The sequence below is a fragment of the Nocardioides sp. F233 genome (assembly GCF_057813895.1).
Map to the genome: position 1 here is coordinate 246,708 of NZ_JBVASH010000005.1, position 25,219 is coordinate 271,926.

General features: G+C 72.1%; 27 protein-coding genes. 18 read left to right on the forward strand and 9 right to left on the reverse strand.

Going from position 1 to position 25,219, the window contains the following annotated elements:
• The first annotated feature begins 190 nt into the window (after positions 1 to 190).
• Genes ACZYRU_RS20225 through ACZYRU_RS20250 form a run of 6 tightly spaced genes read left to right on the forward strand, consistent with a single transcriptional unit; the run spans position 191 to position 5,828 of the window.
• Positions 191 to 1,102, forward strand: a complete 912-nt coding sequence (locus tag ACZYRU_RS20225) for a Rossmann-like and DUF2520 domain-containing protein (RefSeq protein ID WP_488958892.1) — start codon at positions 191 to 193, stop codon at positions 1,100 to 1,102.
• The gene (gene panC, locus ACZYRU_RS20230) at positions 1,099 to 1,995 is read left to right on the forward strand and encodes a pantoate--beta-alanine ligase (protein ID WP_488958893.1); all 897 of its coding nucleotides are present in this window, start codon (positions 1,099 to 1,101) and stop codon (positions 1,993 to 1,995) included. Before ACZYRU_RS20225 ends, panC begins: the two co-directional genes overlap by 4 nt.
• 18 nt (positions 1,996 to 2,013) lie before the next feature.
• A complete protein-coding gene (panD, locus tag ACZYRU_RS20235; protein ID WP_488958894.1) occupies positions 2,014 to 2,433 on the forward strand; it encodes an aspartate 1-decarboxylase in 420 nt (139 codons plus the stop codon).
• Positions 2,434 to 2,446: 13 nt separating this feature from the next.
• On the forward strand, positions 2,447 to 4,138 hold the full coding sequence (locus tag ACZYRU_RS20240; RefSeq protein WP_488958895.1) for an L-aspartate oxidase: 1,692 nt from the start codon (positions 2,447 to 2,449) through the stop codon (positions 4,136 to 4,138).
• Entirely contained in the window at positions 4,135 to 5,049 is a 915-nt protein-coding gene (gene nadC / locus ACZYRU_RS20245; RefSeq protein WP_488958896.1) for a carboxylating nicotinate-nucleotide diphosphorylase, read from the forward strand. The genes ACZYRU_RS20240 and nadC overlap by 4 nt, the downstream gene beginning before the upstream one ends.
• Positions 5,050 to 5,051: 2 nt before the next feature.
• The gene (locus ACZYRU_RS20250; protein WP_488958897.1) at positions 5,052 to 5,828 is read left to right on the forward strand and encodes a type III pantothenate kinase; all 777 of its coding nucleotides are present in this window, start codon (positions 5,052 to 5,054) and stop codon (positions 5,826 to 5,828) included.
• A 6-nt stretch (positions 5,829 to 5,834) separates the two neighbouring features.
• On the opposite strand, the gene ACZYRU_RS20255 is transcribed toward ACZYRU_RS20250, so the two are convergent.
• Complete coding sequence (locus ACZYRU_RS20255; protein ID WP_488958898.1) at positions 5,835 to 6,794, reverse strand: Calx-beta domain-containing protein; 960 nt, start codon at positions 6,792 to 6,794, stop codon at positions 5,835 to 5,837.
• A 198-nt stretch (positions 6,795 to 6,992) separates the two neighbouring features.
• Between ACZYRU_RS20255 and ACZYRU_RS20260 the strand changes: the two genes are divergently transcribed.
• Together ACZYRU_RS20260 and ACZYRU_RS20265 are read left to right on the forward strand one after the other, a co-directional pair.
• Positions 6,993 to 7,337, forward strand: coding sequence for a histone-like nucleoid-structuring protein Lsr2 (locus ACZYRU_RS20260; protein WP_488958899.1), 345 nt, complete (start codon positions 6,993 to 6,995; stop codon positions 7,335 to 7,337).
• A 121-nt stretch (positions 7,338 to 7,458) separates the two neighbouring features.
• The gene (locus ACZYRU_RS20265) at positions 7,459 to 10,026 is read left to right on the forward strand and encodes an ATP-dependent Clp protease ATP-binding subunit (RefSeq protein ID WP_488958900.1); all 2,568 of its coding nucleotides are present in this window, start codon (positions 7,459 to 7,461) and stop codon (positions 10,024 to 10,026) included.
• Between the two features lie 62 nt (positions 10,027 to 10,088).
• Here the strand turns inward: ACZYRU_RS20265 and ACZYRU_RS20270 are convergent, their stop codons facing one another.
• The gene (locus ACZYRU_RS20270; RefSeq protein ID WP_488958901.1) at positions 10,089 to 10,415 is read right to left on the reverse strand and encodes a DMT family transporter; all 327 of its coding nucleotides are present in this window, start codon (positions 10,413 to 10,415) and stop codon (positions 10,089 to 10,091) included.
• Positions 10,416 to 10,495: 80 nt separating this feature from the next.
• On the opposite strand from ACZYRU_RS20270, the gene ACZYRU_RS20275 reads away from it, so the two are divergent.
• The gene (locus ACZYRU_RS20275; RefSeq protein ID WP_488958902.1) at positions 10,496 to 11,080 is read left to right on the forward strand and encodes a TetR/AcrR family transcriptional regulator; all 585 of its coding nucleotides are present in this window, start codon (positions 10,496 to 10,498) and stop codon (positions 11,078 to 11,080) included.
• Positions 11,081 to 11,090: 10 nt separating this feature from the next.
• Here ACZYRU_RS20275 and ACZYRU_RS20280 read toward each other — a convergent pair whose 3' ends face one another.
• The gene (locus ACZYRU_RS20280; protein WP_488958903.1) at positions 11,091 to 11,975 is read right to left on the reverse strand and encodes an HhH-GPD family protein; all 885 of its coding nucleotides are present in this window, start codon (positions 11,973 to 11,975) and stop codon (positions 11,091 to 11,093) included.
• Between the two features lie 88 nt (positions 11,976 to 12,063).
• Here ACZYRU_RS20280 and ACZYRU_RS20285 point away from each other — a divergent pair, with 88 nt between their 5' ends.
• Entirely contained in the window at positions 12,064 to 12,804 is a 741-nt protein-coding gene (locus ACZYRU_RS20285; protein ID WP_488958904.1) for a hypothetical protein, read from the forward strand.
• 204 nt (positions 12,805 to 13,008) lie between these two features.
• Here ACZYRU_RS20285 and disA read toward each other — a convergent pair whose 3' ends face one another.
• Positions 13,009 to 14,082 (reverse strand): DNA integrity scanning diadenylate cyclase DisA, encoded by a 1,074-nt coding sequence (disA, locus tag ACZYRU_RS20290; RefSeq protein ID WP_488958905.1) that lies wholly within the window; start codon positions 14,080 to 14,082, stop codon positions 13,009 to 13,011.
• 109 nt (positions 14,083 to 14,191) lie between these two features.
• On the reverse strand, positions 14,192 to 15,625 hold the full coding sequence (radA, locus tag ACZYRU_RS20295) for a DNA repair protein RadA (RefSeq protein WP_488958906.1): 1,434 nt from the start codon (positions 15,623 to 15,625) through the stop codon (positions 14,192 to 14,194).
• Positions 15,626 to 15,705: 80 nt separating this feature from the next.
• On the opposite strand from radA, the gene ACZYRU_RS20300 reads away from it, so the two are divergent.
• A complete protein-coding gene (locus tag ACZYRU_RS20300) occupies positions 15,706 to 16,743 on the forward strand; it encodes a LacI family DNA-binding transcriptional regulator (RefSeq protein WP_488958907.1) in 1,038 nt (345 codons plus the stop codon).
• Here the strand turns inward: ACZYRU_RS20300 and ACZYRU_RS20305 are convergent.
• The 3 genes from ACZYRU_RS20305 to ACZYRU_RS20315 all read right to left on the reverse strand — a co-directional run bounded on the left by ACZYRU_RS20305 (position 16,718) and on the right by ACZYRU_RS20315 (position 19,011).
• Positions 16,718 to 17,416, reverse strand: a complete 699-nt coding sequence (locus ACZYRU_RS20305; RefSeq protein ID WP_488958908.1) for a class I SAM-dependent methyltransferase — start codon at positions 17,414 to 17,416, stop codon at positions 16,718 to 16,720. The two genes, ACZYRU_RS20300 and ACZYRU_RS20305, sit on opposite strands and share 26 nt — an antisense overlap.
• Before the next feature lie 127 nt (positions 17,417 to 17,543).
• Positions 17,544 to 18,182 carry a VOC family protein gene (locus ACZYRU_RS20310; protein ID WP_488958909.1) on the reverse strand — a complete coding sequence of 213 codons (639 nt, stop codon included), beginning with the start codon at positions 18,180 to 18,182 and terminating at the stop codon, positions 17,544 to 17,546.
• Positions 18,183 to 18,249: 67 nt separating this feature from the next.
• Positions 18,250 to 19,011, reverse strand: coding sequence for a DUF3109 family protein (locus ACZYRU_RS20315; RefSeq protein WP_488958910.1), 762 nt, complete (start codon positions 19,009 to 19,011; stop codon positions 18,250 to 18,252).
• Positions 19,012 to 19,070: 59 nt separating this feature from the next.
• Between ACZYRU_RS20315 and ACZYRU_RS20320 the strand changes: the two genes are divergently transcribed.
• From ACZYRU_RS20320 to proC, 7 genes are read left to right on the forward strand one after another with little or no spacing between them, the layout of a single operon-like run.
• Positions 19,071 to 20,009: a Ppx/GppA family phosphatase gene (locus ACZYRU_RS20320; protein ID WP_488958911.1), complete on the forward strand. Its 939-nt coding sequence runs from the start codon at positions 19,071 to 19,073 to the stop codon at positions 20,007 to 20,009.
• A 10-nt stretch (positions 20,010 to 20,019) separates the two neighbouring features.
• Positions 20,020 to 20,838, forward strand: a complete 819-nt coding sequence (locus ACZYRU_RS20325) for a sugar phosphate isomerase/epimerase family protein (protein WP_488958912.1) — start codon at positions 20,020 to 20,022, stop codon at positions 20,836 to 20,838.
• On the forward strand, positions 20,835 to 21,425 hold the full coding sequence (locus ACZYRU_RS20330) for a TetR/AcrR family transcriptional regulator (RefSeq protein WP_488958913.1): 591 nt from the start codon (positions 20,835 to 20,837) through the stop codon (positions 21,423 to 21,425). The genes ACZYRU_RS20325 and ACZYRU_RS20330 overlap by 4 nt, the downstream gene beginning before the upstream one ends.
• 39 nt (positions 21,426 to 21,464) lie before the next feature.
• Complete coding sequence (locus ACZYRU_RS20335; RefSeq protein WP_488958914.1) at positions 21,465 to 22,178, forward strand: ABC transporter ATP-binding protein; 714 nt, start codon at positions 21,465 to 21,467, stop codon at positions 22,176 to 22,178.
• Positions 22,175 to 22,909, forward strand: a complete 735-nt coding sequence (locus tag ACZYRU_RS20340) for an ABC transporter permease (protein WP_488958915.1) — start codon at positions 22,175 to 22,177, stop codon at positions 22,907 to 22,909. The genes ACZYRU_RS20335 and ACZYRU_RS20340 overlap by 4 nt, the downstream gene beginning before the upstream one ends.
• A gap of 22 nt (positions 22,910 to 22,931) precedes the next feature.
• Positions 22,932 to 23,789, forward strand: coding sequence for a proline dehydrogenase family protein (locus tag ACZYRU_RS20345; protein WP_488958916.1), 858 nt, complete (start codon positions 22,932 to 22,934; stop codon positions 23,787 to 23,789).
• Positions 23,786 to 24,604, forward strand: a complete 819-nt coding sequence (proC, locus tag ACZYRU_RS20350) for a pyrroline-5-carboxylate reductase (RefSeq protein ID WP_488958917.1) — start codon at positions 23,786 to 23,788, stop codon at positions 24,602 to 24,604. Before ACZYRU_RS20345 ends, proC begins: the two co-directional genes overlap by 4 nt.
• A gap of 9 nt (positions 24,605 to 24,613) precedes the next feature.
• Here proC and ACZYRU_RS20355 read toward each other — a convergent pair whose 3' ends face one another.
• On the reverse strand, positions 24,614 to 25,186 hold the full coding sequence (locus ACZYRU_RS20355; protein ID WP_488958918.1) for a helix-turn-helix domain-containing protein: 573 nt from the start codon (positions 25,184 to 25,186) through the stop codon (positions 24,614 to 24,616).
• Between the last annotated feature and the right edge of the window lie 33 nt (positions 25,187 to 25,219).

Below are 25,219 nucleotides of genomic sequence, written 5' to 3' on the forward strand. Positions count from 1 at the left end.
GAGCCTAGGAGACCGCCCCCGCGTGTGACGCAAGCCACCGGACCGACCCGTTCCCGGGCTCCGCGGGCAGGCGTACCGTTGAGCCGTCCCGGAACCCCGGGACGACACCATTGAGCACAACGTCCGGTACCCACACCGGCTCGCACCGCAGGGCGCGAGTGGTCGGCGGGACGGGAACGAAAGGTTCACGATGTCCCCCAAGCTCTCCGTGGGTGTGATCGGCGCGGGTCGCGTCGGCGCCGTCCTCGCTGCGGGTCTCCGCACGGCCGGCCACCCCGTCGTCGCCGCTGCCGGTGAGTCCGACGCCTCGCGCCGTCGCGCTGCCGACCTGCTGCCGGGCGTGCCGATGCACAAGCCCAGCGACGTCGCCCGCGAGGCCGACCTGCTGCTGCTCACCGTGCCCGACGACATGCTCCCCAACGTGGTGAAGGTGCTCGCCGACAGCGGTGCGCTGCACGCCGGCCAGGTCGTCGCCCACACCTCCGGCCGCCACGGCCTCGCCGTGCTGGCCCCCGCCGCGGCCGTCGGCGCCCGTGTCATCGCGCTGCACCCGGCGATGACCTTCACCGGCACCGCCGTGGACCTCGAGCGGCTCCACGGCTGCGTCTTCGGCCTCACCGCCGGCCCGGCCGAGCGTGAGCTCGCCGAGTCCCTCGTCGCCGACCTCGGCGGCCGCCCGACCTGGGTGCCCGAGGAGATGCGCACGCTCTACCACGCGGGCCTCGCCCACGGCGCCAACCACCTGGTCACCCTCGTCAGCGAGGCGATGGGCCTGCTCAGCGCCGCCGGCGTCGACGACCCGGCCGGCACCCTGCGTCCGCTGCTCGACGCCGCCCTCGACAACGCGCTCGCCCACGGCGACGCCGCGCTGACCGGCCCGATCGTCCGCGGCGACGTCCAGACCGTCGCGGCGCACCTCGAGGACATCTCGGCCAACGCGCCCGACACCGTGCCGTCGTACGTCGCGATGGCGTGGGCCACCCTCGACCGCGCGGTCACCGACGGCCGGCTGCTGCCGATCCGCGCTCGGGCGATCGGCACCGTGCTCAGCGCGTACGGCGACCGCCGGGTGCTCCCGACCCACCGGGTGGACAGCCGGTGACCACCGCGACCGTCCCGGCTGTCGCGCGCAGCCGGTCCGAGCTGCGCGACCTGCGCGGCACCGGCCCGGTCGTGTTCGTGCCGACCATGGGCGCGCTGCACGAGGGGCACGCGTCGCTGCTGCGGATCGCGCGTGAGCGCGCCGGCGCCGAGGGCACCGTCGTGCTGTCGATCTTCGTCAACCCGCTGCAGTTCGGGCCGGGGGAGGACCTCGACCGCTACCCGCGCACCTTCGACGCCGACCTCGCCCTCGCCGGGACCGAGGGCGTCGACGTCGTGTTCGCCCCGACCGTCGCCGAGATGTACCCCGACGGGGTTCCCCACGAGGTTTCGACAGGCTCAACCACCGAGATGACCGAGGCGGTCACCGTCCAGCCCGGCCAGCTCGGCGACCTGTTCGAGGGCGCCAGCCGCCCCGGCCACTTCCGCGGCGTGCTGACCGTGGTCGCCAAGCTGTTCGGCCTGGTCCGACCCGACGTCGCGATCTTCGGCGAGAAGGACTACCAGCAGCTCGCGCTGATCCGCCGGATGACCTCGGACCTGTGCCTCGGGATCGAGATCGTCGGCGCCGAGACCGACCGCGAGCCCGACGGGCTGGCCCGCTCGAGCCGCAACCGCTACCTCGACGACGAGGAGCGTCAGCAGGCCGCCACGCTGAGCCGGGCACTGCGCGCGGCGCAGGAGCGGGCGTCGTACGGCGTCCCGGCGGCGCGCTGGGCCGCGATGGGCGTCATCAAGGGCGAGCCGGGCGTCGAGCTCGACTACCTCGCGCTGACCACCACCGGTCTCGGCGAGCTGCCCGACTACCCCGAGCCCGGCACCACGGGCCGGATCCTCGTCGCCGCCCGGGTCGGCACCACCCGGCTCATCGACAACCTGCCGCTGCAGTTCTGACACCCAGGGGGAGTTCCCATGCTGCGCACCATGATGAAGAGCAAGATCCACCGCGCGACCGTGACGCAGGCCGACCTGCACTACGTCGGCTCGGTCACCGTCGACGAGGACCTGCTCGAGGCCGCCGACCTGCTGGCCGGTGAGCTGGTCCACATCGTCGACATCACCAACGGCGCCCGGCTCGAGACGTACACGATCGCCGGCGAGCGGGGCAGTGGCGTGATCGGCATCAACGGTGCCGCCGCGCGCCTGGTCCACCCGGGCGACCTGGTCATCCTGATCGGCTACGGCCAGATGACGACCGAGGAGGCGAAGGCCCACCAGCCGCACGTCGTGTTCGTCGACGCCGACAACAAGATCATGGCGACCGGGTTCGACCCCGCCGAGACCTTCGGCGACCCGAGCCTGTCCCGGGGCGACGTCACCGCCGGTCGCTGAGTAGCCTGCGGGGATGCCTGAGACGCTGCGCCTGCCCGGGTGCCTGACAGCCCCGAGCCCCGGCTGGACGACGCGCGCCGACGTCGTCATCGTCGGCTCCGGCATCGCCGGCCTCACCGCCGCCCTGCGGCTGCGTGGCCAGGTCGACAAGATCCTGGTCGTCACCAAGGACGTCCTCAACGCCGGCTCGACCCAGTGGGCGCAGGGCGGCATCGCTGCCGCGCTCGGCCCGGGCGACACCCCCGAGCAGCACGAGGCCGACACCCTCGTCGCCGGCGCGGGCGCCTGTGACCGCGAGGCCGTCCGGGTGCTCGTCAACGAGGGCCCCGAGGCGGTGCGCGAGCTGATCGCGCTCGGCACCAACTTCGACCACACCGCCGACGGAGAGCTGTCGCTGACCCGCGAGGGCGGCCACCACCGCGACCGGATCGCCCACGCCGGTGGCGACGCCACGGGTGCGGAGATCCAGCGGGCGCTGATCGCCGCGATCGAGGCGGCCCCCGACATCGAGGTCATCCAGCACGCGCTGGCCGTCGACCTGCTGCTCGGACCCGGTGAGGTGGCCGCCGACGGTACGACGGGCCCGTCAGCAGTTGCCGGCCTCACCCTGCACGTCATCGGCGAGGGCGAGCGTGACGGCGTCGGCGCCGTCCGCTGCCGCGCGGTCGTGCTGGCCAGCGGCGGCCTGGGCCAGGTGTTCACCCAGACCACCAACCCGGTCGTGTCGACCGGCGACGGGATGGCGCTCGCGCTGCGCGCGGGTGCGACCCTGCGCGACCTGGAGTTCGTGCAGTTCCACCCGACGGTGATGTACCTCGGTCCCGAGTCCCGCGGCCAGCAGCCGCTGATCTCCGAGGCCGTCCGCGGCGAGGGCGCCTTCCTCGTCGACGACGACGGCAACCGGATCATGCAGGGCGTCCACGAGCTGGCCGACCTGGCGCCGCGCGACGTCGTCGCCAAGGCGATCATGAAGCGGATGCTCCAGACCGGCCGCCCGCACATGTGGCTCGACGCCCGGCACCTGGGGGCGGAGTTCTGGGAGCGCCGGTTCCCGACGATCCTCGCCACCGCCCGCTCCTACGGGATCGACCCGGTCACCCAGCTGATCCCGGTCGCCCCTGCCTGCCACTACGCGTCGGGCGGCGTGCGCACCGACCTCCACGGCCGCACCGACGTGCCCGGGCTCTACGCCACCGGTGAGGTCGCCTGCTCCGGTGTCCACGGCGCCAACCGGCTCGCGTCCAACTCGCTGCTCGAGGGCCTGGTCTTCTCGCGACGGATCGCCGAGGTGCTGCCCGCGGAGCTGGCTGCCTGGCGCGAGCCGGCCACGGAGCGTCGTACCGCCGGCCTGGTCGCGGGCGACGTCCGCCGCGAGCTGCAGGAGACGATGAGCTCGCGGGTCGGTGTGCTGCGCTCCGCGCCCGGCCTGGCCGAGGCGGCCGCCGTGCTCGACAAGCTGGCCAGCCGCGCCGCCGAGACCGTCGACCAGGCCTCCTGGGAGGCCACCAACCTGGTCACCATCAGCGCTGCGCTCGCCGACGCCGCCGCGCTGCGCGAGGAGACCCGCGGCTCCCACTGGCGCGAGGACTTCCCCGAACGCGACGACGCCGACTGGGCCGGCCACTTCGACGTGACCATGGACGACGGCGCCACGACGGTGACCTTCGTGCGCTCGCCCGCGACCGACGGAGAGGACCACTCGTGATCACCCGGACGCCGTACGACGAGCTGCCGGACACGCTGGTCGCCGAGATCCGCGCGGCCGGGCTCGACCCGCAGGCGATCTACGACCACGTCGTGGTCGCCTTCGAGGAAGACCTGCCCGGCGGCATCGATGACGTCACCAGCGACGCGATGCCCGACATGGGCCGGGCCGTCGCCGACTTCGCCGCCCGCGAGCCGGGCGTCGTCGCCGGTCTCGCGATCGCCGAGCTCGCCTTCGTCTACGCCCTCGGCGACACCGTGGAGATCACCGACCGCGTCCCCGACGGCACGCGCGTGAAGCCCGGCGACGTCGTGCTCACCGTGTCCGGGCCGGTCCGCGGCGTGCTCACCGCCGAGCGCACGGCCCTCAACTTCGCCTCGCACCTCTCCGGCATCGCCACTGCGACCGCGCACTGGGTCGACGCCCTCGCCGGCACCCGCGCCCGGGTGCTCGACACCCGCAAGACCCTGCCCGGCTGGCGCGCGCTGCAGAAGTACGCCGTCCGGTGCGGTGGCGGCGTCAACCACCGGTTCAGCCTGGTCGACCGGGCCATGGTCAAGGACAACCACGCCGTCGCCGCGGGTGGCGTCGTGGCGGCGTACGACGCCGTGGTCGCCCAGCACCCCGGCCTGCGGGTCGAGGTCGAGGTGATGGACCTCGACGAGCTGCGCTCGATCCTGGCGGCCGGCTGCACCGAGGTGCTGCTCGACAACATGAGCACCGCCGACATGGCCGAGGCGGTCCGGATCAACCAGGACGCCGGTGGCAAGGCCACCCTCGAGGCCTCGGGCGGACTCACCCTCGAGCGGGCCCGCGAGGTCGCGGAGACCGGCGTCGACTTCATCTCGGTCGGCGCGCTCACCCACTCGGTCAACGTCTTCGACCTCGGCCTGGACTTCCGGACGAGCTGACCATGCCGCTGCTCGCCGCCGACATCGGCAACGCCCACACCGTCCTCGGGCTGGTGTCCGACGGCGCGGTGCTTGCCGACTGGCGGGTGTCGACGGCCGAGCACCGCACCGCCGACGAGTGGGGCGTGCTGCTGCGCGGCCTGCTCGGGACGCGCGAGGACGAGGTCACCGGAATCTCGGTGTGCGCGACGGTTCCGGCGGTCCTCAATGCGTGGCGAGAGATGCTGCCCGCGCATTTCCCCGACATTCCGTGCGTGATCGTCGAGCCCGGTATTCGCACCGGCGTCCCCATTCTCGTCGACAATCCGCGTGAGGTCGGCACGGATCGAATCGTCAATGCGCTCGCGGCGGCCGCCGATTTCGAGTGTCCGGCGATCGTCGTCGACTTCGGTGGCACCGCCACGACGTACGACGTCGTCGACGAGCAGGGCCGCTACGTCGGTGGCGCGATCACGCCCGGGATCGAGATCTCCCTCGACGCGCTCAGCCGTGGTGGCGCCCAGCTGCGGATGGTCGAGCTGGTCCGCCCGCGCGGGGTGATCGGCAAGAACACCGTCGAGGCGCTCCAGTCCGGCATGGTCTTCGGTGTCGCCAGCCAGGTCGAGGGCATGGTCGAGCGGCTGACCGCCGCGCTCGGCGCGAGCGCCGGCGAGGTGTCGGTGATCTCCACGGGATATCTCGCCCCGCTCGTCACCGACGAGTGCCGCTGCTTCACCCACCGGGCGCCCTGGCTGACCCTGCGCGGCCTGGAGAAGGTGTTCCTGCGCAATCAGCGTTGAACGCGATCACGGTGCGGCATAGGCGATCTTCCAGTCGAACGGGTCGCTCCCGGCGAAGTTCCAGCTCTCCGTGCGGGTGTTCGCCGGTTCGCTGCGCGAACCCGAATAGCTGAGGAGACTCGACGTGGACTGCCGGCTGCTGTCGAGGTAGAGCTCCTGGTGATATTCAGTCGGATCGCCGTCACAGGTGATCGGAAGCAATTTGGCGGCACCGGTGAGGTCGGCCCCGAGCACGTAGTCGTACGGGGCGCCGTCGTGATAAGTGCCGTAGAGGATCCGCGCACCTGAGCTGCTGGTGAATCCCGACATGGCGACCGTGCCGGATCCGGTACAGCCGTTGAAGGTGTTGTGATAGCTCCAGCTCAGTGTCGCGCTCTGCAGCTTCCATTCCGGGTGGTCGCGTCCGTCCCAGGTCGGGTCGTAGACATAGGTCAGGGTGCCGTTCCAGGTCATCGTCATGTCGTACGCCGGCCCCTTCTGGCCGGAGAAGGTGCCGGTGATGGTCCGGGGGATCCGGAGCGTCCCGTGACCGGAGTCGTTGCCTCCCGCCGAGCCCGACCCGCCGTCGTTGGCCCGGATCGTGACGGTGGCCGAGGCGGCCTTGCCGTGCGCGGGCCTGAACCGGACAGCGAAGGTCTCGTCGGGTTCGGGTCGGGTGTCGTTGAGGATCGCGACGGTGACCTTGCCCTTGCGGGCACCCTTCCTGATCGTCAGGGTGCCCTTGGTGGACCTGTAGTCGGCGCCCGCCGTTGCGGTGCCGGCCAGCGTCCTCCAGCGGATCCGGGTGCTCTTGCGGGCCGGCCCGGCGAGCCTCACCTTCACCGTGACGTGCCCGGCGGTCTCCGCCACGGACACCGCGGGCGCCGTCGCGTCGGTCGCTGCGGCAGCGGTCGCGGTCGGGATGGCGGGGACGGCGGCGAGCCCCAGCGACAGGAGCGCTGCGGCGGCACTGAGTCTGACGATCATGCCGTCCACGCTAGGCAGCGCGAGGAATGCGGACATTGGGGTACGACCCTGATCTTTCAGCCTCCGTTCCCCGGTTTCGGCGGCACGTCGGCGGCCTCGGCGAATCAGCCTGAATAACTGCTAGTGTGAATTCACTGAGCGATATCCGCGATTGTCGGTGTCCGTTCGAATATCCCTACTTCTCCCAGCGAGGAATTCATGGCACAGAAGGTCAACATCGTCCTCGTCGACGACATCGACGGCACCGATGCCACCCAGACCGTCAGCTTCGGGCTCGACGGCGCCAATTACGAGATCGACCTCAACGACGAGAATGCCTCGGCGCTGCGCGAGGCGCTGGCGGCGTACGTCGGACACGGCCGCAAGGTCGGCCGCGCCGGCGCGGGCGGCGGCGCGAAGCGGGGCGGCGGCCGGGCGGCGGCAGCCGGCGGCGGCACCTCCGCCAAGGAGATCCGCGAGTGGGCACGCGACAACGGCTTCACGGTGCCCGAGCGCGGCCGGATCCCGGCCGACGTGCGGGAGGCCTACGAGTCCGCGCACTGACCGTGCGGGTGGGCCGTTCGCTGACAGCGGACGGCCCGCGGCCGCTTCGGGGGAACGCGTAGGGTGTGAGCGGGGTTGTAGACCCTGAGAACAACCCCGTGCGACGTGTGAGGAGCGTGCAATGTTCGAGCGGTTCACAGACCGTGCCCGCCGGGTGGTCGTGCTGGCCCAGGAGGAGGCCCGCATGCTCTCCCACAACTACATCGGGACCGAGCACATCCTGCTCGGCCTCATCCACGAGGGTGAGGGTGTCGCTGCCAAGGCGCTCGAGTCGCTGGACATCTCCCTGGAGGCCGTGCGCGCCCAGGTCGAGGAGATCATCGGCCAGGGCCAGCAGGCGCCGTCGGGGCACATCCCCTTCACCCCGCGTGCCAAGAAGGTCCTCGAGCTGTCCCTGCGCGAGGCGCTGCAGCTCGGCCACTCCTACATCGGCACCGAGCACATCCTGCTCGGCCTGATCCGCGAGGGTGAGGGCGTCGCCGCCCAGGTCCTGCAGAAGCTCGGCGCCGACCTCAACCGGGTCCGCCAGCAGGTCATCCAGCTGCTCTCGGGCTTCCAGGGCAAGGAGGGCACCGCGGCCGCGGCCAGCACCGGCAGCTCCAGCAGCGGCGACCAGCCGTCGTCGTCGCTGGTGCTCGACCAGTTCGGTCGCAACCTGACCCAGGACGCCCGCGAGGGCAAGCTGGACCCGATCATCGGTCGTGCCCAACAGATCGAGCGCGTGATGCAGGTGCTGTCGCGGCGTACCAAGAACAACCCGGTGCTCATCGGTGAGCCCGGCGTCGGCAAGACCTCGATCGTCGAGGGCCTGGCCCAGGACATCGTCAAGGGCAACGTCCCCGAGACGCTCAAGGACAAGCAGATCTACACCCTCGACCTGGGTGCGCTGGTCGCCGGTTCCCGCTACCGCGGTGACTTCGAGGAGCGCCTCAAGAAGGTGCTCAAGGAGATCCGCACCCGCGGCGACATCGTCCTGTTCATCGACGAGATCCACACCCTCGTCGGGGCCGGTGCGGCCGAGGGCGCCATCGACGCGGCCTCGATCCTCAAGCCGATGCTGGCCCGGGGTGAGCTGCAGACGATCGGTGCGACCACCCTCGACGAGTACCGCAAGTACCTCGAGAAGGACGCCGCCCTCGAGCGCCGCTTCCAGCCGATCCAGGTGCCGGAGCCGTCGATCGCCGACACGATCGAGATGCTCAAGGGAATCCGCGACCGCTACGAGGCGCACCACCGGGTGACCATCACCGACGAGGCACTGGTCTCCGCGGCCACCCTCGCCGACCGCTACATCTCCGACCGCTTCCTGCCGGACAAGGCGATCGACCTGATCGACGAGGCCGGCTCCCGCCTACGGATCCGCCGGATGACGGCGCCCGCCGACCTGCGCGAGTACGACGAGCAGATCGCCGAGGTGCGCCAGCGCAAGGAGGCCGCCATCGACGGCCAGGACTTCGAGGCCGCCGCGCGCCTGCGCGACGAGGAGAAGCAGCTCATCCTGAAGAAGTCCGAGCGCGAGAAGCAGTGGCGTGCGGGCGACATGGACGAGGTCGCCGAGGTCGACGAGGAGCTGATCGCCGAGGTGCTCGCCGTGGCGACCGGCATCCCGATCGTGAAGCTCTCCGAGGAGGAGTCGACCCGACTGCTCAAGATGGAGGACGAGCTCCACAAGCGGGTCATCGGCCAGGAGGAGGCCGTCAAGGCGCTCTCCCGGGCGATCCGTCGTACCCGTGCCGGCCTGAAGGACCCGAAGCGCCCCGGCGGCTCGTTCATCTTCGCCGGCCCCTCGGGTGTCGGTAAGACCTGGCTGTCCAAGACGCTCGCCGAGTTCCTGTTCGGCGACGAGGACGCGCTGATCCAGCTCGACATGTCGGAGTTCGGCGAGAAGCACACCGTCTCGCGGCTCTTCGGCTCGCCTCCGGGCTACGTCGGCTACGAGGAGGGCGGCCAGCTCACCGAGAAGGTGCGCCGCAAGCCGTTCTCCGTCGTCCTCTTCGACGAGGTCGAGAAGGCCCACCCCGACATCTTCAACAGCCTGCTGCAGATCCTCGAGGAAGGTCGCCTGACCGACTCGCAGGGCCGGGTCGTGGACTTCAAGAACACCGTCATCATCATGACGACCAACCTCGGCACCCGCGACATCGCCAAGGGCATCAACCTGGGCTTCAACCAGGCCGGTGACGCGGCGGGCTCCTACGAGCGGATGAAGGGCAAGGTCTCCGAGGAGCTCAAGCAGCACTTCCGGCCCGAGTTCCTCAACCGGGTCGACGAGATCATCGTGTTCCCGCCGCTGAGCCCGGCGCAGATCGTGGCGATGGTCGACAACATGATCGCCTCGGTCGAGATCCGGATGCGCGACCGCGACATGCGACTCGAGCTGACCCAGAAGGCGAAGAACCTCCTCGCCGAGCGGGGCTTCGACCCCGTCCTGGGTGCCCGGCCGCTGCGCCGCACCATCCAGCGCGAGATCGAGGACGTGCTGGCCGAGAAGATGCTCTACGGCGAGGTCGGCCCCGGCCAGATCGTGCTCGTGGACGTCGACGGCGAGGGGCCGACAGCCACCTTCACCTTCGAGGGCCAGAAGGTCGGAGAGCTCCCCGACATGCCGCCGCTCGAGACGGTCGCCGAGACCATCGCCGAGCCCGGTGACCTCGGTGAGGGCGAGCTCCCGGTCGCCGGCAACGACTGACCCGTCGCTGACTGCAGCGCCGCCCCGCCCGGTTCGACCGGGCGGGGCGGCGTGTCTTTTGCTCAGTGCGCGCCGGCGAGGTTGAGCAGCACGACGCCGAGCACGATCAGTGCGAGCGCGGCGGCCTTCATCAGGTCGAGCCGCTCGTCGAGGAAGAGCACGCCGACCACGGCCATGCCGGCGGTGCCGAGACCGGCCCACACGGCGTACGCGATCGAGACGGGAAGCTGCTTCACCACGAGGGCGAGCATCCAGATCGACGCGGCGTACCCGGCCAGGACCAGTGCGGTCCACATCGGGTCGCGGAAGCTCTGGGTGCGGGGGAGCGCGGCGCTCGCCGCGACCTCGACCCCGATGGCGGCCATCAGGAGCGCCCAGGCGATCGCCATGGCGCACCGTCCTCTCTGCCCGTCCTCACGGGCTGTGTGTAGCAACTGCTACATACTGTAGCACCTGCTACATTCGTGATGTGGAAACGGCGACGCCCCGGGAGGGCGACCGGCGACGGCAGCTGGCCGAGGCGGCGACCGACCACGTCCTCGAGCACGGCCTGATCGGGCTCAGCCTGCGGCCGCTCGCGGCTGCGCTGGGGACCAGTGACCGGATGCTGCTGTACCACTTCTCCGGCAAGGACGACCTGGTCGCGACCGTCCTGCACACCTCGAACGAGCGGTCGATCGGACTGGTCCGCTCCCTGCCGCCGGCATCGTCGGTGCGCGCGGCCGTCGTGGCGTTGTGGGAGGCCTCGACGCAGGGGCAGCTCGAGCGCTGCCAGCGGCTGTACGTCGAGGCCGCGGCGCTCGGCCTGCTCGGCCAGGAGCCGTACGCCAGCGTGGTCGGCGACTCCAACCAGGCCTGGCTGCGCGCGCTCGCCGACCTGCTGGCAGGGGCGGGGTGCAGCGCCGAGCTCGCGCCGCGGGCGGCGAACCTGCTCGACGCGGCGATGATGGGGCTCCAGCTCGACCTGCCGCTCGACCGCGGCACGGCCGTCCTCGACGAGTCGGTGTCCGACCTCGCCGATGCCGTGGCGGCGATCGCGGCCTCCGGCGACTGAGGCCACCGGATCAGGGGAGCCGGTAGCGCCCGTCCGCGTCGAGCGCCGCCAGGCCGTCGTCGACCAGTGAGGCGAGGGCGCGCTCGCGTTGCTCGGTGTTCTCCCAGACGGCATCGAGGCGGGCCTTCGGGACGGCGCCGGGCGCGTCGCGCAGCACGGCGAGCAACCGGCCCCGGCACTGGCGGTCGGTGCCGGCGTACGTCTGCACCTGGCGTGGCGGTCCGTCGTACGCCGGAGCCCCGGCTCGCTGCCACGCGCACAGGTCGGTGACCGGGCAGCCGTCGCAGCGTGGCCGGTCGGCCGTGCAGACGAGGGCGCCGAGCTCCATCACCGCCACCGACCAGGTCGCCGCCGTCGGCGCGTCCTCCGGCAGCAACGATGCCCCCAGGTCACGTTCGGCGCGGGTCACCGAGCGCGGCGGGAACTCGGTCCCCGTCATCGTGCGAGCCAGGACCCGCCGGACATTGGTGTCGAGGACGACCTGGCGCTGCCCGTAGGCGAACGCCGCCACAGCCGCCGCCGTGTAGTCGCCGATGCCCGGCAGGGCCAGCAGGTCGTCGTACGACGCCGGGACCTCGCCGCCGTGCTGCTCGGTGATCGCGACCGCCGCGGCGTGCAGCCGCAGCGCCCGGCGCGGGTAGCCCAGCCGGCCCCACGCCCGCACCGCCTCACCCGACGACTCGGTCGCCAACGCAGCGGGCGTCGGCCAGCGCGTCAGCCACGCCTCGTGCACCGGCAGCACCCGCACCACCGGCGTCTGCTGCAGCATGAACTCGCTGACCAGCACCGACCACGGGCTTGCCTCGGGGCGGCGCCAGGGCAGGTCGCGGGCGTTCTCGTCGTACCAGTGCAGGACCGTCTCGACCAGGGTGCTCGGGGTGGCGCTCGTCGTCATGGGAGGTCCATTGTGACGTGGCCCCTGATCGCGGGTGACGTCGGCGGGTCAGCCGGGTTCGTGGGGCGGGGCTGACTACCGTCGTCCCATGCCCTCCTCCCGCCAGCTCCCGCCCGGGGTGTACTGGCGGCGCCGGGCGTTCGTGCTCGGCATCGCCTCCGCGCTGGTGTTCGTCATCGCGCGCCTGCTGACGGCGGGCAGCGACGGCAGCTCGGACGAGAAGCCCGCCGCGGAGCAGGCCGGCGGGCGGGTCAAGGAGACCGCGGCTGCAGGCAAGGGTGCTGACCGGACTACCGGTGCGGCCGACGGTGCGACCGATCCGGTCACGGCGCCCACGACCCCGGCGCTCGCCGTACCCGACGGTGAGTGCGAGGCCGCCGACGTGCTCGTCACGCCGTCGATCGCGCCCGGCGCCACCGCCGGCCGCGACGTCACCATCTCGCTGTCGCTGCAGACCCGCGAGTCGGAGGCCTGCACCTGGCAGGTCGGCGCCGACTCGCTCGTCGTGAAGGTCGCCCAGGGCGCCGAGGACGTGTGGACCACCCGCCAGTGCAAGCAGGCGATCCCGGCCCAGTCGGTCGTCGTACGCCGTGCGGTGCCCGCCACCATCCAGATCACCTGGACCGAGGCCCGTGAATCCACCGACGGCTGCACCCGGCGCGCCGGCTGGGCGGACGCCGGCGACTTCACCGTCGCCGCCGCGGCCCTCGGCGGCGAGCCCGCAGAGGCCGACTTCACGCTCAGCTCCCCCGTCGCAGCCACCATCCAGGTCACGCCGAAGGCCGAGAACACCACGAAGGCGAAGAAGTCGAAGACCCCGGTCAACTGAGGCCGTCCGCGGGTGAGGAACGAACCCGCGGTCAGCCGCCGAAGATCGAGGAGCGCCGGCGAGCTCGCGTCGCGAAGCAAGCGAGGTCGTGGCGCGTCACGAGATCAGGTGAGGCGGTGCCGGGACTGGCCGTGGACAGTTGCGAGAGCGAGTCGGGTGGTCTCGTGACGGTCGCTGCGCGACCTCCTCGACCTCCGGTCGGAGCTACACGTAGCGTTCGAGGATGGTCGACTCGGCGAGCCGGCTGAGCCCCTCGCGGACGCTGCGGGCGCGGAGCTCGCCCACGCCCTCGACGGCCTGCAGGTCGTCGATCCCGGCGGACAGCAGCTTCTGCAGGGTGCCGAAGTGGTCGACCAGGCCCTCGATGACGTTGGTGGGCAGCCGCGGAACCTTGGTGAGCAGGCGGTAGCCGCGCGGGGCGACCGCGCCGTCGAGGTGCTCGCCGGTGCCGATGCCGAGGACCTTCGCCACCGCCGACGGGTCGACCAGGTCGGTCGAGGACAGCTGCTCGAGCTTGCCGAGCAGGTCGCCCGGCTCCCGGCTGCGTCGCCGGGTCGGTGCGTAGTCGCGGATCACCAGCTCGCGCTCGGTGTCGACGCCGGTCACCAGCTCCTCCAGCTGGAGGGCCAGCAGGCGACCGTCGGTGCCGAGCTCGAGCACGTAGTCCTCGATCTCGCGGGCGATCCGGCTGACCATCTCGAGGCGCTGGGCCACGACCGCGACGTCGCGTACCGTCACCAGGTCCTCGATCTCCAGCGCGGACAGCGTGCTGGAGACCTCGTCGAGGCGCAGCTTGTAGCGCTCGAGGGTCGCCAGTGCCTGGTTCGCGCGGGACAGGATCTGGCCGGAGTCCTCGAGGACGTGGCGGGTCTCCCCGACGTACGCCGCGATGATCTGCATCGACTGCGACACCGAGATCACCGGGTGCCCGGTCTGCTTGGCGACCCGGTCGGCGGTCCGGTGCCGGGTACCGGTCTCCTCCGACGGGATGCTCTGGTCGGGCATCAGGTGCACCGCGGCCCGGATGATCCGGTTCACGGCACCGTCGATGATGATCGCGCCGTCCATCTTGGCCAGCTCGCGCAGGCCGGTCGCGGTGAACGGCACGTCGAGCTCGAAGCCGCCCGTGCACAGGCTGTCGACCAGACGGTCTCGCCCGAGCACGATGAGCGCTCCGGTCCGGCCGCGGAGGATCCGCTCGAGGCCGTCGCGCAACGGCGTACCGGGGGCGATGGACGCGAGGGCCTCGCGGAGTCGGGGATCGGCCGACGTGACCACTGGTGCTCCCTGCTGATGTGCTGCTCGGACAGGTCTCACCCTATCCGCGCAGGGTGCACCTCATGCCTGGATATTCGGCAGGCGGCGTCCTCGGATGTGAGTGTCGTTCCTATTCGACCACCTCCAGCGCGTGCTTGGTCCGCCGGTCGAGGTGCAGCGCGACCAGGGCGGAGGCGACGTCGATGACCTCGACCACCCGCATGCCGTCGACGGTCCGCTCGCGACCGCCGCCGCGGCGGGCGCCCTGGGCGGTGCCGGGATCGGCGGGGACGACGGCCATCGCGAAGCCGAGCCGGGCTGCCTCCGCGAGCCGTTGGGGGAGGTCGCGGACCCGGCGCAGCTCGCCGGAGAGGCCGATCTCGCCGAGGGCCACGACGCCGGCGGGTGGGGCGCTGACGAAGTGGGCGGATGCGATCGCGACCGCGAGGGCGAGGTCGGCCCCGGGGTCGCTGATCCGCGCGCCGCCGACGGTCGAGGCGAACACGTCGTGCTGGTGGAGCCGGATGCCGCAGTGCTGCTGGAGCACGGCGAGGATCATGGCCAGCCGGGAGCCGTCGATGCCGGAGGTGGTCCGCCGCGGTCGCTCGGCGGGGGAGAGGGTCACCAGACCCTGCACCTCGGCCAGCAACGGTCGGCGACCCTCCATCGAGACGGCGACGCAGGTGCCGGGGACCCGGCCGTGGTGCCGCTCGACGAAGATGCCGGTGGGGTCCTCGACGGTGCGGATGCCGTCGGGGCCGAGGTCGAAGCAGCCGACCTCGTCGACGGGCCCGAACCGGTTCTTGACCGCGCGCAGCATCCGGAACCGGGAGTTGCGGTCGCCCTCGAAGTGGAGCACGACGTCGACCAGGTGCTCCAGCACCCGCGGGCCGGCGATGGCGCCGTCCTTGGTGACGTGGCCGATCATCACCACGGTGATGTCGCGGCTCTTGGCCATCCGCACCAGCGCCTGCGCGACCTCCTTGACCTGGGTGACGCCGCCGGACACGCCGTCGACGCCGGAGGCGCTGATCGTCTGCACCGAGTCGATCACGACGGTGCTCGGCCGGACCTGCTCGATGTGGGTGAGCACCGCGCCCAGGTCGGTCTCGGCGGCGAGGTAGAGCTGGTCGTGGATGCCACCCGTGCGGTCGGCGCGCAGCCGGACCTGGGCGGCCGACTCCTCGCCGGTCACGTAGAGCGTGCGCTGCCGGTTGGCGGCGGTGCGAGCGGCCACCTCGAGCAGCAGGGTCGACTTGCCGACGCCGGGCTCCCCGGCGAGCAGCACCGCGGCGCCGGGCACCAGCCCGCCGCCGAGGACACGGTCGAGCTCGGGCACGCCGGAGCGGTGGTGGACGGCCCGCTCGGCCGACACCTGGCCGATGGGAACGGCGGCACTGGTGACCGGGGCGGCCGACGTACGGCTCGACGAACCGGAGCTCGCCACCGCGGTCTCGGACACCGAGCCCCACGCCTGGCACTCGCCGCACCGACCGACCCAGCGCGCCGTGGACCAGCCGCACTCGCCGCAGCGGTAAGTCGAACGTGTTTTCGAACCAGCCATGGCACGACAGTAGAACAGACCGCCGACGGAACCGTCCTGGCACGCGGCGGCTGTGGAAAACGGCGTGGGAGAATCGTGCGGTGGACACCCCTCGCCCGCCGGCCACTCTCGCCGACGTCGCCGAGCGGGCCGGCGTCTCCCGGCAGACGGTGTCCAACGCGATCAACAACCCGGACCTGCTCCGGCCCGACACCCTGGCCCGGGTGCAGGACGCCATCGAGCACCTCGACTACACACCCAACCAGGCCGCCCGGCACCTGCGGACCCGCTCCTCGCACCTCGTCGGCCTCCGGCTGAGCCCGGCGCAGGAGTTCACCGCCAACATGGCGATGGACCGGTTCGTGCACGCGCTGGTCGAGGCGTCGCGCGAGGCGGGCTACCACGTGCTGCTGTTCTCCGGCGGCCGCGCCGCGGAGGGCGAGCTCCCCGACCCCCTCGGTGGGTACGACGACCTGCTCCGCTCCACGGCGGTCGACGCGTTCGTCGTCACCGACACCTACCTCGGCAACCCGCAGACCGTCGGACTCGCGAAGCGTCGCGCGCCGTTCGTGGCGTTCGGGCGGCCGTGGGACGACCTGGGTGCGGCGCACCCGTGGGTCGACGTCGACGGTGCGGCCGGCATCGCCGCGGCCACCGAGCACCTGCGCGCGCAGGGCCACGAGCGGATCGCGTGGCTGGGCTGGCAGCCGGGATCGCGGATCGGTGAGGACCGACGTGCCGGCTGGCACCGCGCCATGACCGCGCTCGAGCTGCCCACTGCCGGCCTGGAGGCAGCGGTCGAGGACGGCGTGCTCGCCGGAGGTCGTGCGGCGGCGTCGCTGCTCGAGTCGAGCGCGCCGACGGCGTTCGTCTGCGCGTCCGACACGCTCGCGGTCGGCGTGCTCGGGGCGCTGGCCGACCGGGGCCTCAAGCCCGGCCGCGACGTCGGCGTCGTCGGCTTCGACGACTCGCAGGTCGCCCAGGTGATGGGCCTGACGTCCGTACGCCAGCCGCTCGAGGAGGTCGCGGTCCACCTGGTCGCCGCACTCCGCGCACTGCTCGCGCCCGGTCTCGCTGCCGAGAGCGGCGTGCTCCTCCAGCCGTCGCTGGAGGTCAGAAGCTCTTCGACCAGAGGTTGACCGCGTAGTCGACCTCGAGGCCCGGGTGCTCGCTGAGCACCTGGTCGGCGACCTCGCGCGTGAACTCGATGCGTACGACGGCCTCCAGGTCCGCGCGCGACGCGAACCGCCAGCCCATGTCGACCCGGTCCAGCGTCCACCCGCGCACGCTCCAGAACCGCTCGGTCTCCTCGGGCGGCTCCAGGTGCGGGTACCCGCGGCGGAACCAGCCGCCGAAGGTCGAGCGAGAGCCGTCGTTGTCGATGACCAGCGCGACCCCGCCGCGCCGTACGACGCGGTCGAGCTCGACCAGGCCGGGCTCGCAGCCGCGGCCGAAGAAGTAGGCCCATCGGGCGTGCACGACGTCGACCGACGCGTCAGGGAGCGGGATCTCCTGGGCCGTGCCCTGTCGGACCTCGGCGTTGGCGACCTGGCGGGTGCGCAGGCGGCGGGCCGCCAGCTTCGTCAGGCCTGCGTGCGGCTCGACGCCGATCACGTGCGCGGCGGTCGACGCGAAGGTGGGCAGGTGGAAGCCGGTGCCGCAGCCGAGGTCGAGCACGGTGCGCCCGGTCCAGTCGGCGCGTGCGGCCATGGCGGACCAGAGCCGGCCGTCGGGATCGGCGGCGCGGTTCTCGAGCTCGTACGTCGCGGTGTGGTGCCAGATGTTGGGGCTCGGGATGGTGCCTGGCTTCATCGACTCACTCCGCGGTGGGACCGGCTGCGGTGGTTTCGTCGCGCCGCCCGTCGATTCTGGACCGAGCGGGGGAGGAAGAAACGGCGTTGGCAGGCGGCGCGACATGCCCGAGCGCAGCGAGGGCCAATCAGATGCGGACGATGCCGCCGGGCGTCAGCACCTGGGCAGCGAGGATGCCGGGCGTGCCGTGCGGGGCGACCCACTCGACCTTGACGTCCTCGAGCGGGGCCTCGACGGTCTCGCCGAGCCACTCGCTGACCCGCTGCGGGTCGCCGGCGATCTCGATGCCCGCGAGCGACACGGTGCCGTCGGCGCCGGTCGAGGGGTGCAGGTCGGCGGGGACGTCCCACTGCAGGAAGAACGGCAGCTGCGGGTCGGCGATGAGGCCGTTGATGCCGATCTGCTTCCAGCGCAGCTCGGTGCCGTCGGGGCGGTGCCGCGAGCCCGGGACGGCGGAGCGGCCGAGGCGCTCCTCGACGATCGCGATGTCGGGGACCGCGACCGCCCAGCCGAGCCAGCCGCCGCCGAGGGCGGAGCGGGACTTGACGGCCTGGCCGAAGGGGGCCTTGTCGGAGGCCGGGTGGTCGAGAGCCTCGACGACCTCGAGGTAGGTGCCGTCGGTCAGCGGGAGGATCATGTTGCGCGTGCCGAAGCGGGGGTGGACGCCACCGTCGACGAAATCACGCCCGATCGCTGCACCCAGGCGGGCTGCCGTGCTCGCGAGTCCGTCGGGGCCGGCCGCGTAGGAGAGATGGTCCAGGCGCATACCTCATTCTGAGCATGTCCTGAGAGGTCCGACGAATCGGGGTCGCTGTCTCTTGACGTCGAGACGCTCAGCGAGGGTCGGCGGGGTGCAGTGCGAGGGCCGATCGCGAGCGCAGGTGGGCCTCGCAGTGGCGCACCAGCTCGTCGTACGCCTCCTGTCCCATCAGTGCCACCAGCTCGGCCTCGTTGGTGACGTAGACCGGCTCGACGCCGACGTGGGCCTCGGTGTTGCCGGAGCAGTACCAGTCCAGGTCGTGCCCGCCGGCGCCCCAGCCGCGGCGGTCGTACTCGGTGATGGTCACCTCGACGTACGACGTCCCGTCCATCCGCTCGATCTCGCGGAAGGTACGCCGGATGGGCAGCTGCCAGCACACGTCCGGCTTGGTCTCCAGCGGGTTGAGGCCGAGCTCGAGCGCGAGGCCGTGCAGGGCACATCCCGCGCCACCGGCGAAGCCGGGGCGGTTGGAGAAGACGCACGAGCGCTGCCCGTCGACCTCGTGCATGCGGGTCTTCCGCTCGCCGTCCTCGTCCTTCTCGACCCAGTCCTTGCGCTTGACCGGGCGGCCCGGGTGGGACTGCCAGTGCGCCGGGGTCAGCTGGTCGACGTACGCCGCGACCCGCTTCTCGTCGGCCTTGTCGGCGAAGTGCGCGCCGAGCGTGCAGCAGCCGACGTCGGGGGAGTCGGCGTAGATGCCGGCGCAGCCGCTGCCGAAGATGCAGGTGAAGGACGACGTGAGCCAGGTGAGGTCGCACTTGAGGACCTCGGACTCGTCGGCCGGGTTGGTGAACTCCACCCACGCACGGGGGAAGTCGAGCGAGACCTCTGGCACTTGCCCCAATCTAGTGGAGGCCCGGTCACTGCACCCATCGACGCTAGTACCGTGGACTCATGCGTCTGGGTGTGCTCGACATCGGCTCGAACACCGGCCACCTGTTGGTGGTCGACGCCCACGGAGGTGCGGCGCCGCTGCCGGCGTACTCCTACAAGGAGCCGTTGCGGCTGGCCGAGCACCTCGACGACGACGGCGACGTGTCGCCGACCGGCATCGCCGCGCTGACGGCGTTCACCGCGCAGGCGCTGGTGGTGGCCGAGGAGAAGGGCTGCGAGGAGATGCTCTCCTTCGCGACCTCCGCGGTCCGCGACGCCGGCAACTCCGAGCAGGTGCTGGCCCACGTCGAGGCCGAGACCGGGGTGCGCATCGCCGTGCTGCCGGGCGAGGACGAGGCCCGGCTGACCTTCCTGGCCGTACGCCGCTGGTTCGGCTGGTCGGCCGGCCGCCTTGCGGTGTTCGACATCGGCGGCGGCTCGCTGGAGATCGCGGCTGGGTCCGACGAGCGGCCCGATGTCGCGTGGTCGCTGCCGCTGGGGGCGGCTCGGCTGGCGCGGGCGGAGTTCGCGGCCCAGCCCGACGAGGACCAGCTGCGCCAGATCCGGCGTCGGATCCGTGCCGACATCGCCCGTGACGCGGGCCACCTCCTGCGCGCCGGTACGACGCACCGCGCCTCGGCGACGTCGAAGACCTTCCGGTCCCTGGCCCGGATCTGCGGCGCTGCTCCGTCCGCCGACGGCCCGCTGGTGCCGCGGACCCTGCCGCTCGCGGAGCTGCGCCAGTGGATCCCCAAGCTGGTCGCGATGACGCCCGAGGAGCTGGCCGCGCTGCCCGGCGTCTCCCCGAGCCGCACCCACCAGATCGTGCCGGGGGCACTGGTGGCCGAGGCCTGCATGGACATCTTCGACCTGGTGGAGCTCGAGGTCTGCCCGTGGGCCCTGCGCGAGGGCGTGATCCTCGAGCGGATCGACAAGCTCAGCGTCAACGACCCGTCATGAGCGCCCGGGCATGAGCGGCCGGGGCCGTCCCCGGATCGGGCTCTCCACGAGCTCGGTCTACCCGGAGTCGACGGCCCACGCGTTCGCGTACGCCGCCTCGGTCGGCTACGAGGCGGTCGAGGTGATGGTCGGCATCGACGCGCTGTCCCAGCAGGTCGACGCCGTGCGCCAGCTCTCCGAGCACCACGAGCTCCCGATCGGCGCGATCCACGCGCCCTGCCTGCTGTTCACGCAACGGGTCTGGGGCGTCGAGCCGTGGGGCAAGCTCGAGCGCTCGGCCGCCATGGCGAAGGAGGTCGGTGCCGAGGTCGTCGTCGTGCACCCGCCGTTCCGCTGGCAGAAGGAGTACGCCCGCGACTTCGTCAACGGGATTGCCGCGCTCGAGGAGTCCTCGGGCATCGCGTTCGCCGTCGAGAACATGTACCCGTGGCGGGCGTCGCGTCGTCGCCTCGAGATGTACCTGCCCGGCTGGGACCCCTCCGACGAGCCCTACGCCAACACCACGATCGACCTGTCCCACGCGGCCATCGCGCAGTCCGACCCGGTCGCGATGGCCGAGCGGCTCGGCCCGCGGCTGCGGCACATCCACCTCACCGACGGCACCGACTCCGCCAAGGACGAGCACCTCGTCCCGGGCCGCGGCGACATGGGTGCCGACGCCTTCCTGCGCCACCTCGCGGCGACCGGCTTCGCGGGTGAGGTGGTGCTCGAGATCAACACCCGGCGCTGCACGACGCGCGAGGAGCGGGAGGCCGACCTGCGCGAGTCGCTCGAGTTCGCGATCGAGCACCTGAGCGCCGTACCCGCCGACACCGGGGAAGGCTCGTGACCGCCGCGACCCGGGGCCGGCGGCGGGGAAGTCCGGACACCCGCGCGGCGATCCTCGCGGCAGCCCGCGCGCGGTTCGCCGAGTCGGGCTTCACCGGTACGACGATCCGTGGGGTCGCCGGCGACGCGGGCGTGGACCCCGCGCTGGTGCACCACTACTTCGGCTCGAAGGACGACCTGTTCGTGGCCGCGCTCGAGCTGCCCGTCGACCCGCGGGCCGTGCTCGCCGACCAGGTGGTCGGCCCGGTCGAGGGTGCCGGTGAGCGGCTGCTGCGGGCGCTGATCGGCGTCTGGGACGACCCGGCGGTCCGGCCGGCCCTGCTGGCGATGGTGCGCCGGCTGATCGAGCCCGGTGGCGACGCCCTGTTCCGCGGCGGCTTCCTCCCCGTCGTGCTGGTGCCGCTCGGCGAGGCACTCGGTGTCGACGATCCCGAGCGGCGGATGCAGCTGGTCGCGAGCCAGGTCGTCGGCGTGATCGTGCTGCGCTACGTCGTCCGCGCCGAGGCGATCGTGGCGATGGACGTCGATGCCCTGGTGGCGACGTACGCCCCGGTGCTGGACGGCTTCCTCGCCGGCCCCCTTCCCTGACCCTTGCGCGTACTGACAGGGAGGCGCATTATTCAACACATGATGAATTCCGTCGTCGAGGTCGCCGGGCTCCGCGTCGTGCGCGGCGGCACGACGGTGATTGACGGCCTCGACCTCGCCGTCGGCGCCGGTGTGACCGGCCTGCTCGGCCCGTCCGGCTGCGGCAAGTCCACGTTGCTGCGCTCGATCGTCGGCGTCCAGCGGGTCGCCGCCGGCACCGTGACCGTGCTCGGGCAGGCGGCCGGAAGCCCGCCGCTGCGCGACCGGGTCGGCTACCAGACCCAGTCCTCCAGCGTGTACGACGACCTCACCGTCCTCGAGAACCTCCGCTTCTTCGCCCGGGTGCTCGGCCTGCCGCCAGCCGCGGCCGAGGCCGCCCTGGCCTCGGTGGACCTGACCAGTCACCGTGACGCCGTCGTCGGACGCCTCAGCGGCGGCCAGCGCTCCCGCGTCGGGCTGGCCGTGGCCCTGCTCGGCAACCCGTCGTTGCTGGTGCTCGACGAGCCGACGGTCGGCCTCGACCCGGTGCTGCGCCGCGACCTGTGGGCGCTCTTCCACCGCATCGCCGAGGCGGGTACGGCGGTCCTCGTGTCCAGCCACGTCATGGACGAGGCGGAGCGCTGCGACACGCTGCTGCTGATGCGCGAGGGCCGGATCATCGCGCACGGCGCACCTGCGGAGATCAAGGCGGCGCAGGGGGTGACCGACATCGAGTCGGCGTTCCTGGCCCTCGTCGAGGACGGTGCGGCATGACGCCCCGGGTCACCCTGGCGATCGCCGTACGCGTGCTCACGCAGCTGCGCCGCGACCACCGGACGCTCGCGATGCTGCTCGTGCTCCCGTGCCTGCTGCAGGCCCTGCTGTGGTGGATCTTCCAGGACCAGTCGTTCGTCTTCGACCGGATCGGGCCCGCGCTGCTGGCGATCTTCCCGTTCTTCGTGATGTTCCTCGTCACCAGCATCACCACGCTGCGTGAGCGCTCCGGCGGCACCCTGGAGCGGCTGTTCACGATGCCGATGGGCCGCCTCGACTTCCTGGTCGGCTACGCGCTGGCGTTCGGCGCGATCGCCGCCCTGCAGGCTGCCCTCGCCGCGAGCGTCGCGATCGGGCTGCTCGACCTCGACGTGCGCGGTCCGGACGTGCTGCTCGTCGTGGTGGGCGTCGTCGACGCCGTCCTCGGTACGGCGCTCGGCCTGTTCGTCTCCGCCTTCGCCCGTACCGAGTTCCAGGCCGTGCAGTTCCTGCCGGCGATCGTCGTGCCGCAGATCCTGCTGTGCGGGCTGATCGTCCCGCGCGACCGCCTGCCGCAGGTGCTCGAGAAGGTCGCCGACGTGATGCCCCTGACCTGGGCGGTCGACGCGATGGAGCACCTCGCGACCACGACCCGCACGGGCGCGGTGTGGCGCGACGTCGGGATCGTGGTGGCGTTCGCGGTGGCTGCTCTTGCGCTCGGTGCGGCGACCCTCCGGCGTCGTACGGATTGAGGAAGCCCCGTACTTTTGGGGCATGCGACCGCTGCGGGACTCCCTGACGCTGCTGTCCCGCAGCGCGCCGATGCGCCGGGTCCTGCGCCAGCTCGTCGCCGGCGAGCGGGTCGAGGATGTGGTCCGCGCGGCCGAGGGGCTGGCCGCCGAGGGTTTCCCGGTCGCCATCGACCTGCTGGCGGCGCCGGCCCGGTCCGAGACGGAGGCCTTCGCGGCGGTGGCGGCGTACCGGACCCTCCTCGACCGGCTCGCCGACGCCGGTCTCGTGGCCGGCGCCGATGTGACCGTCCGCCCGGAGGTGCTGGGCGAGCCGCTGCTCGACGGCGCTCGCAAGGTCTGCAGGACCGCGGCCCGGGTGGGTGCCACCGTGACCGTCGAGCAGCCGGCGTCGGGGGACGTCGACGCGACCCTCGCCCTGGTCGCGGCGCTGCGGGCCGACTTCCCCGACGTCGGAGTGACCCTGCGTGCGGGAGAGCCCCGGACCGAGGACGACTGCCGGTCGCTGAGCGCCGCCGGCAGCCGGGTGCGGCTCGAACGTGGGGCCGCGACCGACCCGGGGGAGGTCGACAAGGCCTACGTGCGCTGCCTCAAGGTGCTGCTGGCGGGCGACGGCTACCCGATGATCGCCACCCACGACCCGCGCCTGGTCGAGATCGCGGGCGCCCTGGCCAGCAGGTACGGCCGCGCGCCCTCGACGTACGAGATCCAGATGCGTCACGGCATCCGCGTGCCCGAGCAGCGGCGGCTGGCGGCGAGCGGCGAGCAGGTGCGGGTCCGGCTGGCCTACGGCACTGAGTGGCACGGCTACCTGGTGGGACGACTGGCGGAGCGTCCCGCCGACCTGAGACTCTTCCTCACGTCGTTGGTCTCCAGAAGGTGAGTGAGCAGGTCGTGGGCGAGAAGCGGACCGCAGTCATCGGTGCCGGTGTGATGGGGGAGACCCTCCTGTCCGGCCTGATCCGGGCCGGCCGGAGCGCCGACGCGCTCGTGGTCGTCGAGAAGCGCCCCGAGCGCGCCGCCGAGCTCGCCGAGAAGTACGGCGTCCGCGTGGTCGACGACGTCACCGAGGCCGCGGCGGCCGACACCGTGCTGCTCGTCGTCAAGCCGCAGGACATGGGCGACGTGCTCACCGAGCTGGGCCCGGCACTGCGGCCCGGCCAGCTCCTCGTCTCCCTCGCCGCCGGCATCACCACCGGCTTCGTCGAGGCCCGCGTGCCCGACGGCGTCGCCGTCGTCCGGGTCATGCCCAACACGCCTGCGCTCGTCGACCAGGGCATGGCGGCGATCTCGCCCGGCACCCACTGCGACGAGAGCCACCTCGCCGAGGCCGAGGAGCTGATGGCGTCGGTCGGCCGCGTGGTCCAGGTGCCCGAGAACCAGCAGGACGCCGTCACGGCGATCAGCGGCTCCGGGCCGGCGTACGTCTTCTTCGTGGTCGAGTCGATGATCGAGGCAGGCGTCCACCTCGGCCTGCCGCGGACCATCGCCCAGGAGCTCGTCATCCAGACCCTGGTCGGCTCGGCGACCATGCTGCGCGAGACCGGCGAGCACCCGGCGGTGCTGCGCGAGCAGGTCACCTCGCCCGGCGGTACGACGGCCGCGGCACTGCGCGAGCTCGAGGTGCACCGCGTGCGCGCCGCCTTCCTCGCTGCCCTGGAAGCCGCGCGCGACCGCTCGCGCGAGCTCGGCAGCTGAGATCGCGCGTCACCACGCCGGAGGCGTGTTGACGTGAAGGGTGACCGATTCGCCCGCTAGGGCCTCCCAGCGATGGGGGCTCTCACTGCTGTGCCAGATGCTGTCGCCCTCGGCGAGCTCGTGCACCTCGCCGGAGACGAAGTAGCGCACCTGGCCGGCGACCACGAAGACGATCTCCTCGCCCGCGTGGCTGAAGGCCTCGAACCGGCCGCTGCCTGCCTCGGTCCGGTACAGGGTCGCCTGGAGCGCGGCGCCGGCGCGGGGGATGAGGGTCTCGGCGCGCGCCTGCAGCCCGCCGTTGGCCTCGCCCTGCAGCGCGGGACCTTCGCCGCTGCGTACCACCAGGGGCTTGGGGCCGGTCTCGCGCTGGAGGAGATCGACGATCTCGATGTTCCAGAAGCTCGCGATCTTGCGCAGGTTGTCGACGGTCACGCCCGTCTGCCCGCGTTCGAGGCGGCTGAGGAAGGACTCCGTGAGGCCCACGCCTCGCGCGAGCTCCGCGAGGGACTGCCCGTGCGACTGGCGCAGTCCGCGGATCCGTCGTCCGAGTTCGATGGCGTCCTCATCGTCATGGCTGGTCACCTTCCCAGTATCGCCCCATTTGAGTCGAATGCA